Here is a 10350-nt window from a genome sequence, read left to right as displayed (position 1 = left end):
CAGTTCCTTCGGCATAACTCCATCCTCGTTTCCAAGGTCAGGAGCCTCCAACAAACTCAGGGCGCTTCAGGTGGCCGACGAGGTCCCAGCAGCCTGAGTTCCCCCGGCAGGGGCCGTAATCCCTACAGGATCGCTGGGCACACCAGTCTCGGGAGTTGGTTTGGCGGGCGCCACTCGTGCCGGGCGTATGGGTTCCTCATCCTTGTCGTTGAGGATGCCGTCCCCGTCGATGTCCGGGTCTTCCTCATTGAGCAGGCCGTCCCCATCCATGTCCGGATCAACCTCATTGATGAACTTATCGCCGTCGAGGTTGTCGTCAGCCTTGTTGTCGATGCCGTCCCCGTCGAGGTCGGTGTCATTGATGTCGAGGGTGCCGTCGCGATCGGTGTCCCGTTTGGTGTCCGGAACCCGGGGCGCCACTCCGGGCAGGAGCTCCTTCTCGCTCCCAGTGTCCGCAGACGGTGACGGTGCCGGTTGGGGTGGTGCCGTTGTGGGGCCGGGCGGGGCAGGAGCTGGTGCCGGTTGGGCGGGTTTTACGGGTTTGGTCTGGATGGCCGTGGGCTTTTGCGCCGCTGACGGTGGAGGGGCCGGTGTGGGGCTGGGTTTCGCAGGAGCGGAAGGCTCGGCCGTGGGTTGGGGCTCCTTCGTGACCTTCTTGGTGGCAGCGGCCTTCTGCTCGGCAGCTTCTTCGTCCGAGGCGGCCTTTTTCTTGGCGGTGGTCTCGTCATCCACGGGGGCCGGCACGGGCACCTCCAAGGAGTACTTGCTGCGGGAGGCGGGAATGACGCGGAGACCGTCGACCCAGTCGAAGGACTGGGGGTCCACGGCCTGCCCGTCGACCCAGGTCTCGAGGTGCAGGTTTGGTCCCGTGACTCGGGTTCCGGTGGCACCGACGGAACCGAGCTGCTCGGCTGCGGCCAGCCGGTCACCGGTGGCCACCCTGACGTCCTCGAGGTGGTTATAGGTGGTCCTCAGTCCGTCCGCGTGGGTGACCTCCACACGGTTGCCGCCCCAGACGTCCCAGAACACGGCCGTCACCTCGCCCTCGGCGGCCGCCACGACCGGCAGCCCTGCGGCTGCGGAGACGTCGGTGCCGTTGTGGAACTCGCGGTCGCCGCGATCGGGGGCGATCCGCCACCCGAAGGTTCCCCCGGTCAGGACGGCCCCGGGAGTGGTGGGGGCGATGAGGGTGTTGACGGGAAGCTCGCCCGAGTACAGCCTCGGTGCATGTCGCCCCGGGCGCACCGTCGAGGCCGCGTTCCGGGCGGCGTCGCCCGGCCCGGTGCCTTGGCGCCAGGACCCGTTGCCTGCGGCGCCGTCACGGACGGGCGAGGTGGAACGGTTCTGCCGCAACGGTGCCGCCGGAGGGTGCTGCCGCTCCTGACCTGACGCGAAGAGGCTCCACCCGCTGTCCGACCGCTCCGAGGAGGCCGAGGAGCCCGCCGACACCCCGAAGGCAGCCCCTCGTTCTTCGCCGGCCCCCGGAGTGACGCCCGAGCTGACGGCCACGCTCGGCGCCACGAGGGCCGAGAACGCGGCGAGGGCGCTCACCGGCGAGGAGGCGCGGTGACGGAGGTCGGGCTTGGCAGGGCGGCGAGAGGAGTCACGGGGCATGATGGTGTTTCCCCCAGGACGTCGCGGGCAACGACGGAAAGATCGAGCAACGGACCGCAGGCATCAAACATTGGTGTGCGCGTAGGAGCACGGACAATCCTCCTGAGGATACGTCTTCGCTCCCGTTAATGCGGTGTCGTGCGGGCACGCAACGCTGTATGACGCGCAGAGCTGCCGCCCTCCGATTCGAGGTTCCTGAATCGGTGGCAAAGTGGCGCTGATGTACCTCATGTGACGCGGTAGATCTCGGTGTCAGGGCGCCGAGTCATGGGTCAGGTGTTGCCGTGGCAGCCAGGGTGGTTCGCGCCTGTGGTCAGTCGAGCAGATTGGTGAGGCCGGGGGCGAGCAGCAAGATGGTGGGCACGATGATGAGCGCAGCGGCTGCGCCGATGACTGTTGCCTTTTGTCCCGCCGGCACGGGCGTGGCCTCCAGTCGCAGGATGCGATGACGGGCGTCCTCGGCAGGGGCCGCGCCTGTCCAGGTGCCTTGGAAGCGGTGCGAGGGAGCAGCGGATCCACCGGTGCTGACAAGGGCGACGGCTCGGGCGAGGGTACGGTCGTCGACGCTCCGGCGGGCGCGGTCGTCGGCGAGCATCTCGACGAGGAGCCCGACTTCGCGGTGAGCGCGGTCGGCGATGGGGAACCAGGGCAGGGAAGCCTTCCAGGCGCGGAATAGCATCAGCACGATGTCATGGCGTTGGGTGGCATGTGCCTTCTCGTGCTCGATCACCGCGTCCAGCTCGTTTTCATCGAGCAGTGACAGCAATCCGGCAGAGAGGACGGTCATCGTGGTGAACGCCCCCGGGAGGCAGTAGGCGACAGGGGCGGGGTTGTCGAGGAGCCGGGTGCCGGGGGCATCGGGCAACGGTGTGCTCAGGAGCAGGACCAGCTGGGCATGGCGCCGGCGATCGCGTTCGGCGCGCACAATCGTGACCATCAGGTTCAGCAGCAGATGCCCGCCGAGCAGAACTGCTCCGGACAGCGCGAGGATGTGCATCGGGCCTGCGGGCACCCATGGCTGATCTCCCAAGAAGCTAGCGGCGAAGCTGATGCCGCCCGTGACCAAGTCCGGCCCAAAAGGGGCCAGGCCGAAGGTGAGCAAGGCCCCGAGCATCGACAGCCCGCCGGCCAGGGCGACGGCCTGCCAGAGCACCAGTGCGGTGGCGGGGGCGCGGGTCGGCCACTTGGCGTGCGAGAAAAGGATCGGGACGGGCCAGGCCAGGGCGAGAGCAAATGCCGCGAGGCCGATCGAGGCGCTGATCACATGGACTCAGTGGTCGTCGAGGAGGCGCCGCAGAGTTTGTGCCTCCTCGGAACTGACGCCCCCGACGAAGCGTTCGAGTACGGCGGCCCGGTCGTTGGCTGTTCCGAGGACCTCGTGCATGAGGGAGGCCATGTGCTCTTCGCGGGACGCTGCGGCGTGGTACCGGTGGGGGCGGAAGGTGCGTTCCCGTGTGACGAAGCCTTTGCGCTCCAGGCGGGACAGGACGGTGAGCACGGTGGTGGCGGCGCGGGGGCGACCGCTGTCGGTGGCTAGGGGGAGCTGGTCCTGGAGGTCGTAGGCCGACAGGGGGGTGTCCGCCTGCCAGAGGATCTCCATGATGGATCGCTCCAGGTCACCTAAGGAGGTTGCACGTTTCGATTCGTTGGTTGCCACCAGCTGATTCTAGCGGACCGACCCACGTGTTCTACAGTGGTGTAGAAGTAGTTCTACGACTCGTAGAACTACTTCTACACCACTGTAAAAAGGCTTGGGGGACAACCCATGGATCCGTTGGAGATCGCCCGGTGGCAGTTCGGGATCACCACCGTCTACCACTTCGTGATGGTCCCGCTCACGCTCGGGCTGGGTCTGCTGGTGGCGCTCATGCAGACGATGTGGGTGCGCACCGGCAACGAGCGTTGGCTGCGGATGACGAAGTTCTGGGGCAAGCTCTACCTGATCAACTTCATCATGGGCGTGGCCACCGGGTTGGTGCAGGAATTCCAGTTCGGGATGGCCTGGAGCGAGTACTCCCGCTTCGTCGGCGACGTCTTCGGCGCACCGCTGGCGATGGAGGGCCTGCTCGCCTTCTTCTTCGAGTCCACCTTCCTGGGCCTGTGGATCTTCGGCTGGGACCGCCTGCCCAAGAAGCTGCACCTGGCCACGCTGTGGACCGCGGTGCTCGGCTCCGTGGTCTCGGCCTTTTTCATCATCGTCGCCAACTCCTGGATGCAGCACCCGGTGGGCGTGGAGATGGTGGACGGCCGCCCGGTGATGAACGACGTGTGGGCGGTGCTGACCAACAACACGGCCCTGGTGGCCTACTCCCACACCCTGGCCGGAGCGGTGGCAGTGGGCGCGGCGTTCCTGATCGGGGTTTCCTGGTACCAGCTGTGGCAGCGCCGCCGGGACAACATCGACACCGTCGACGACTCCGGTGCCGTGGTCGTGGGAGAGCGGGCCGATATTCCCGGGCGGGACCGGGTCGACCACGCGGTGTGGCTGTCCAGCCTGCGCATCGGTGCGGTGGTCGCCGCCGTCGCCTTCGGCGGGGTCGCCGCCACCGGGGACCTGCAGGGCAAGCTCATGTTCGACCAGCAGCCGCTGAAGATGGCCGCCGCTGAGGCGGCCTGCCACGATGGCACCAGCTTCTCGGTGCTGGCCGTGGGCCCGCTCGGAGCCCAGGACTGTGACCAGGTGACCAACGTCATCGAGATCCCGGGCCTGCTGTCGTTTTTGGCCCACGGGGACTTCGACACCGAAGTCAAGGGCGTGAACACCCTCATCCCACAGTACGAGGCCGCCTACGGCACCCACCTGCCTGAAGACCCCATGTACGGCGAACGGGCCGGCCAAAAGATCGACTACCTGCCCCTAATGGAGGTCACCTACTGGGGGTTCCGCCTGATGATCGGCTTCGGCATGCTCGCCGCCGGCTTCGCGGCGCTGACGCTGTGGCTCACCCGGAAGGGCACCGTCCCGGCTTCCAAGCCCTTGATGTGGGTGGCGGTGGCCTCCATCCTGGCACCCTTCGGGGCCAACATTGCCGGGTGGGTGTTCACCGAGATGGGACGGCAACCGTTCGTGGTCGTCCCGAATCCCAACCCCAGTGGTGTGGACGGGGTGTACATGTACACCGCCGCTGCCGTCTCCCCGGGAGTCAGCGGGGAGGAGATCCTTTTCTCCCTCATCACCCTCGGGCTGATCTACGCGGTCCTGCTGGTGGTGGAGACGAGGTTGCTCGTGCGCTACGTGCGCGGCGGGGTCGCCTCGGCCATGCCCGAGCTCGCCCACCACGAAGATGACCCCGCCCATCCCGAGGGCATGACCGGTCGGCGCGATGACGTGCTGGCCTTCGCCTACTGAGCCCGACGACCACAGAACGGCCCCTGACATGGAACTGCTTCCCACTCTCTGGTTCATCGCCATCGCGGTGCTGTGGACCGGGTTCATCCTCCTGGACGGCTTCGACCTGGGCGTGGGGATGCTCATGCTCACCAGTACCCGCGATGAGCGCCAGCGCCGGCAGATGCTCAATACCATCGGCCCGGTGTGGGACGGCAACGAGGTGTGGCTGATCACCGCAGCCGCCGGGCTCTTCGCCGCCTTCCCCGACTGGTACGCCTCCTTGTTCTCTGCCCTGTACGTCCCCTTCGTGTTCGTCCTGGTCGGGCTGATTTTCCGGGCGGTGTCCATCGAGTACCGCGGCAAGGTCCACAGCGACCGGTGGCGGCGGTGGGTGGACCGGGCCCTGGGCGGGGGATCGTTCCTGGTCGCCTTCGGGCTCGGTGCTGCCTTGGCTTTGACCACTACGGGCCTGCCGCTGAACGCCAACGGCGACCGCGTCGGCGGGGCCTTCGCCTGGTTCACGCCCTACGCGCTGCTCGGTGGGCTGGCGCTGGTCGGTTTCTGCCTCGTGCACGCCTCGGCCTTCCTGGGACTGAAGACCGAGGGCCCGGTCCGGGTGCGTGCCCGCCAGTTCCTCCTCCGTTTCGGCCCGGCCGCGCTGGTGCCGCTCACCGTGTGGGTGTTGGCCGTTCAAGTGCTCCACGACAAGGCCTGGACCTGGCCCCTGGTCGGTGCCGCGGTCGTCGCCGCGCTCTTCGGGTGGACCAGCGCCCGCCTGGGCCGGGAAGGCCGCGCCTTCGCCGGCTCCGCCGCACTGCTGTTCTGCGGCCTTACCTCAATCTTCGCCAACGTCTACCCCGTGGTCCTGCCCTCCACGATCGACCCCGCCCACCACCTGACGGTGGCCAACGCCTCCAGCAGCGACTACACCCTGGGGGTCATGACCGTCGTGGCGGCCATCGGCTTGCCCTCGGTGATGCTCGCTCAGAGCTGGAGCTATTGGGTGTTCCGCCGGCGCCTGACCACCGGCCATCTTCCCGCCCCCCACCCCGTCCTTCCCGCCGTTGCCCCGAGCCGCGCCGCGGGTACCCGACGTGAGGGTGTGCCGGGGACGGGCACGGACGGGAACCAGCAGGCATGAAACGTCCCCCGCTGGGCCCCGGTGGTGCTGCCACAGTCTTCACCCTCGGCCTCCTCGGAGCGCTCAAGGCTCTGGCTCTGATCGGCATGGCCGAAGCCCTGGCCCGCGGCATCGTCGGGGTCATCGCTCATGACACGGCGGCCTGGCAACGGGCTCTGCTGGTCGGGGTCGGTGCCGGGCTGCTGCGTGCCGCAACCACCTGGGCCACCCAGGTCGTCGCCGTCCGCGCCGCCGGTCGGGCGAAGCGGGGGCTGCGCCGAGAACTCGCCACCCGCCTCCTGGCCGGGGGCGGCCACGACGTCGGCGCCACGACCACTGTGGGCACCATCGGCCTCGACGCCCTCGACGACTACTACGCGCGCGTGCTGCCCTCGGTCACCGCCGCCACCACCGTGCCTCTGCTGGTCGGGGCGCGGATCCTGGCCGCCGACTGGGTCAGCGCCCTCATCATCGTGCTCACCGTGCCCCTGATTCCGGTGTTCATGGCACTGATCGGGCTGCACTCCCAGGACAAGGCTGAGGAGTCCTCCGCCGCCCTTCAACGACTCTCCCACCACCTGGTCGAACTCGCCCGTGGACTGCCCGTCCTCGTGGGCCTGGGACGGATCGAGGAGCAGGCTGCGGCGCTGCGCGATGTCTCCGAGCAGCACCGGCACACAACCATGGTGACCCTGCGCACCGCGTTCCTCTCCGCGCTCGTGCTCGAGCTGATCGCCACGCTCTCGGTCGCCGTCGTGGCGGTGTTCGTCGGCGTGCGCCTCGTCTACGGTGACCTCGACCTCCTGGTGGGACTCATTGCCCTCATCCTCGCCCCCGAATGCTTCGCCCCCTTCCGCGACCTCGGCGCAGCCTTCCACGCCTCCCAGGACGGCATGGCAGCCTTGCACTGCTCCCGTGAGATCGTCGCCGAGCCCCCGGCCCCCGACATCCGCAGACCGACGCCACCGGAATCGAACCCCGCAACGATCAACCCCCAGCCGGACACCCCAGCGGACCAGGCACCCGCGGTGCGAATCAGTGGCGTGGTCGTGCGCTACCCAGGACGGCCCTCCCCAGCAGTATCCGGTCTCGACGCCGAAATCCCTTCCGGAACTATCACTAGCGTCGAAGGCCCCAGCGGCAGCGGCAAATCCACCCTGCTCGGGGTCCTCGCCGGAACCATCGAAGCCCAAAAAGGAACCATCCACGGGATCGACCCGGCTGCAGTGGCCTGGGTGCCTCAGCACATCCACACCGTCGGCGAGACCGTCCTCGACGAGATCCAGCTCTACGCCCACGACACCGCTTCCACCCACCACGCCCTCGCGCGAGTCGGACTGACCGGGCTGGCCGAGGCGGACCCGAACCAACTCAGCCCCGGGGAACTGCGCCGCCTGGGCCTGGCCCGGGGCCTGGTCCGCATCACCGCCGGGGCCCGGCTGCTGCTCCTCGACGAGCCCACCGCCCACCTCGATCCCACCAACGCGCACCGCATCAGAAACCTCATCGACAACCTGCGCGGCACCACCACCGTGATCCTGGCCTCCCACGAAACCGAGATCACCGCCCTCGCCGACCAGAAAGTGCTCCTGGGGCAGCCCGCCAGCCCCCGCGGGGAGGGGGCGCATCGCCAGCCAGGAACCACCGCCCCGGAGGAGCAGCAGGCCTCCGATCGCCAGGGCGAGGCGTTCACTTCTTCACTCGCCGAGACCTGCGGTGGTGCGTTGGGCGAGCTCAGGGCGTTCCTCGCCTCCACTCGCTGGCGCATGTTGGGGGCAGCGGCCCTGGGGACGGCCTCAGCCCTGTTCGCCGCCGCCCTCACCACGCTGTCGGGCTGGCTAATCGTGCGCGCCAGCGAGCAGCCGGGAATCATGTACCTGATGGTCGCCATCGTCGGCGTCCGCTTCTTCGGCATCGGCCGCGCCGTGCTGCGCTACGCCGAACGACTGGCCACCCACGACGCCGTCCTGTCCGCCACCACCGAGCTCAGGTCCCGGATCTGGGCCGGGCTGGCCGCCCGAGGCCTGGCCTCCCGGGTTCTAGCCACCGGTGGGGCGGCCCTGGAGCACCTGGTCGACGCCGCCGACCGGGTCCGCGACCTGGCCCCCCGGGTCCTGCTGCCACCGATGGCCGGGGCCGGCACCGCCCTGGGGGCTGTCGTCGCCGTCATGGCCCTGTGCCCCAGCGCGGTGCCCACGCTACTGGTCGCCGTCCTCGGCGGGCTGCTCGCCGGGCCCGTCGCGGCGCTGCTGGCCGACCGATCCGCGGCCCGCCACCTCACCGTCGTGCGCTCCAGCGTGATCCGCCGCTTCGCCGCGATGGTCGCCGCCTCCGACGAGCTGCGCGCCAACGATCGAGCCAAGGACATGCTCGCCCGGCTCGACGACCTCGAGCAGTCCGCGGACACCGCAACCCGGTCCACTGCCTGGGCGCGGGGCCTGGGCGAGGCCGTCGTGGTGCTGGCCTGCTCCCTCTCCTCCGTGCTCATGCTGGCAACCACCGTCGAAGCCCGGGCGGCAGGCACAATCTCCGCACCGGTCGTCGCCGCACTCGTGCTGCTGCCCCTGGGCCTGATCGATCCGCTGCTCGGCGCGGTCGATGCGGTACAGCAGTGGCCCGCGCTGGCCCAGTCGCTGCGCAAGGTCCATGCCGTCACCGCCACAACCACCCGCCATAAGCGACCTCGGCCCCCCGCCGGGCTGGTTCCGGCTCAGGTCCAAGAGCTGACGCTGGCCGACCTGGCCGTCACCTGGCCGCAGGCGCCGGCCCCGGCATTCCGCCACCTCCAGGCCACCGTGCGCCGGGGCCGGTGGCTCGTCGTTGAAGGTCCCTCCGGCTCAGGCAAATCCACCCTGCTGGCGACCCTCCTGGGCCACTTGCCCGCCGCGGAGGGCTCATGGCAGGTCAACGGCTCCGACAGCACCACCTTCGACGCCCGGCAGCTGCGGCGACGCTTCGCCTGGTGCCCCCAGGAGGCACACCTGTTCGACTCCACCATCCGCGGGAACCTCCTGCTCGCCCGGGGGAAAAACGATCGGCCCACCGATGAGGACATGCATGAGGTCCTTACCCGCGTGGGCCTGGAGTCCTTCATGGGTGGATTGCCCCAGGGCCTGGACACACCAGTCGGCCCGAGCGGAGGGAGCCTCTCGGGAGGGCAACGACAACGCATCGCCGTCGCCAGGGCGCTGCTCACCCGCGCCGACGTCCTGCTCCTCGACGAACCCACCGCTCACCTCGACGCACCCGCTGCCCACTCGCTGATCTCCGACCTGCGCTCAGCACTGTCCGACCGCATCGTCGTGCTCGTGACCCACCACGCCGAACAACGCACTGGAGCAGACGTTCGCCTCCACCTGCCAGGAGCGCACCAGCACTGCGCACCACAGCCCAGTGACCATGCACAGACCAGTGACCATGCGCAGGCTAGAAACGGCGACCGGTCACTGACGCGTGTTCCCTGACCGTCCCGCCAACGCAGAAAATTCCAGGCGTCCCAGATGGGATACAGCCCTTCCGGGGACTCTGCTCGACCCGTCCTCAGCGCCGGCGCCCGGCTGACCTGCGCTGGCACGGGTTAATCCGGAAGGCTCCGAGAAGACGCCATGGCGAGTAGGACCATCCCGTGACGAGACACCGCTCGGCTCCCTCACGCTCCCGGGGCGATGGAGGTGTCGGTGCTCGCTGTGGCGTCTTCGGCGGGCGGCACGGTGGCGCGGCGGGGTGAGCGGCCCAGATCTACCACACGGTAGATCAGACCCGCCACCAGACCCCCCAGCAACGGGGCAACCCAAAACAGCCACAGCTGAGACAGGCTTTCAACACCCCCGATAACCGCGGTGCCGGTGGAGCGGGCCGGATTCAGCGACCCGCCGTCGAAAGGCGCCAGGATGGTGAGCAGGAAGGCGAAGCTCGCCCCGATCGCCACCGGGGCCAGGACCGCGTTGGCCCGTGGGGCTGTCGAGCCCAGGACCACGAGGACGAACAGCGTCGTCGCCACGAACTCGACCAGAAGCACGGTGGACCAACCGGCTTGGGAGGTGGAGTTCTCCCCGTAGCCGTTGGCCACCGCCCCCAAGGCCTGGGCGGTGGTGGAGGCATCAATCAGTGTCATCAGCACCGCCCACAGCATGCCCACCGCGACCAGCGCCCCGAGCACCTGGGCCACCACGTAGCCGAGGGCGACCTTGGCCGGAGTGCGCCCGGACACGACCGCTGAAGCGCCGTGAGTTTGTTGGAGGCTCCTGACCTTGGAAACGAGGATGGAGTTATGCCGAAGGAACTG

General features: G+C 68.8%; 7 protein-coding genes. 3 read left to right on the top strand and 4 right to left on the bottom strand.

Annotated elements, in window-relative coordinates; translation table 11 throughout:
- Positions 1–66: 66 nt before the first annotated feature.
- From IE157_RS12660 to IE157_RS12650, 3 genes are all read right to left on the bottom strand, one after another.
- Entirely contained in the window at positions 67–1614 is a 1548-nt protein-coding gene (locus tag IE157_RS12660; protein WP_193520148.1) for a peptidoglycan DD-metalloendopeptidase family protein, read from the bottom strand.
- A 313-nt stretch (positions 1615–1927) separates the two neighbouring features.
- Entirely contained in the window at positions 1928–2878 is a 951-nt protein-coding gene (locus IE157_RS12655; RefSeq protein WP_019311283.1) for a M56 family metallopeptidase, read from the bottom strand.
- A 6-nt stretch (positions 2879–2884) separates the two neighbouring features.
- Positions 2885–3271, bottom strand: a complete 387-nt coding sequence (locus tag IE157_RS12650; protein WP_257879654.1) for a BlaI/MecI/CopY family transcriptional regulator — start codon at positions 3269–3271, stop codon at positions 2885–2887.
- A 108-nt stretch (positions 3272–3379) separates the two neighbouring features.
- Between IE157_RS12650 and IE157_RS12645 the strand changes: the two genes are divergently transcribed.
- Genes IE157_RS12645 through cydD form a run of 3 tightly spaced genes read left to right on the top strand, consistent with a single transcriptional unit; the run spans position 3380 to position 9529 of the window.
- Positions 3380–4963: a cytochrome ubiquinol oxidase subunit I gene (locus IE157_RS12645; RefSeq protein WP_019311285.1), complete on the top strand. Its 1584-nt coding sequence runs from the start codon at positions 3380–3382 to the stop codon at positions 4961–4963.
- A gap of 28 nt (positions 4964–4991) precedes the next feature.
- A complete protein-coding gene (gene cydB, locus IE157_RS12640) occupies positions 4992–6086 on the top strand; it encodes a cytochrome d ubiquinol oxidase subunit II (RefSeq protein WP_019311286.1) in 1095 nt (364 codons plus the stop codon).
- Complete coding sequence (cydD, locus tag IE157_RS12635; RefSeq protein WP_144933145.1) at positions 6083–9529, top strand: thiol reductant ABC exporter subunit CydD; 3447 nt, start codon at positions 6083–6085, stop codon at positions 9527–9529. Before cydB ends, cydD begins: the two co-directional genes overlap by 4 nt.
- 185 nt (positions 9530–9714) lie before the next feature.
- Here cydD and IE157_RS12630 read toward each other — a convergent pair.
- A partial coding sequence (locus tag IE157_RS12630; RefSeq protein ID WP_270242182.1) for an aquaporin occupies positions 9715–10350 on the bottom strand: 636 nt, incomplete at its 5' end.

Source organism: Kocuria marina (genome assembly GCA_014652975.1).
Taxonomy (GTDB): Bacteria; Actinomycetota; Actinomycetes; order Actinomycetales; family Micrococcaceae; genus Kocuria; species Kocuria marina.
The sequence above is the reverse complement of the archived record's forward strand: the minus strand, read 5'-3'. Positions and strand labels throughout refer to the sequence as shown.

What these genes read in the sequence shown, in the direction of transcription:
- cydD (WP_144933145.1), top strand. Translation starts at nt 6,083, where the DNA reads ATGAAACGTCCCCCGCTGGGCCCCGGTGGTGCTGCCACAGTCTTCACC.
- IE157_RS12660 (WP_193520148.1), bottom strand. Translation starts at nt 1,614, where the DNA reads ATGCCCCGTGACTCCTCTCGCCGCCCTGCCAAGCCCGACCTCCGTCAC.
- cydB (WP_019311286.1), top strand. Translation starts at nt 4,992, where the DNA reads ATGGAACTGCTTCCCACTCTCTGGTTCATCGCCATCGCGGTGCTGTGG.
- IE157_RS12645 (WP_019311285.1), top strand. Translation starts at nt 3,380, where the DNA reads ATGGATCCGTTGGAGATCGCCCGGTGGCAGTTCGGGATCACCACCGTC.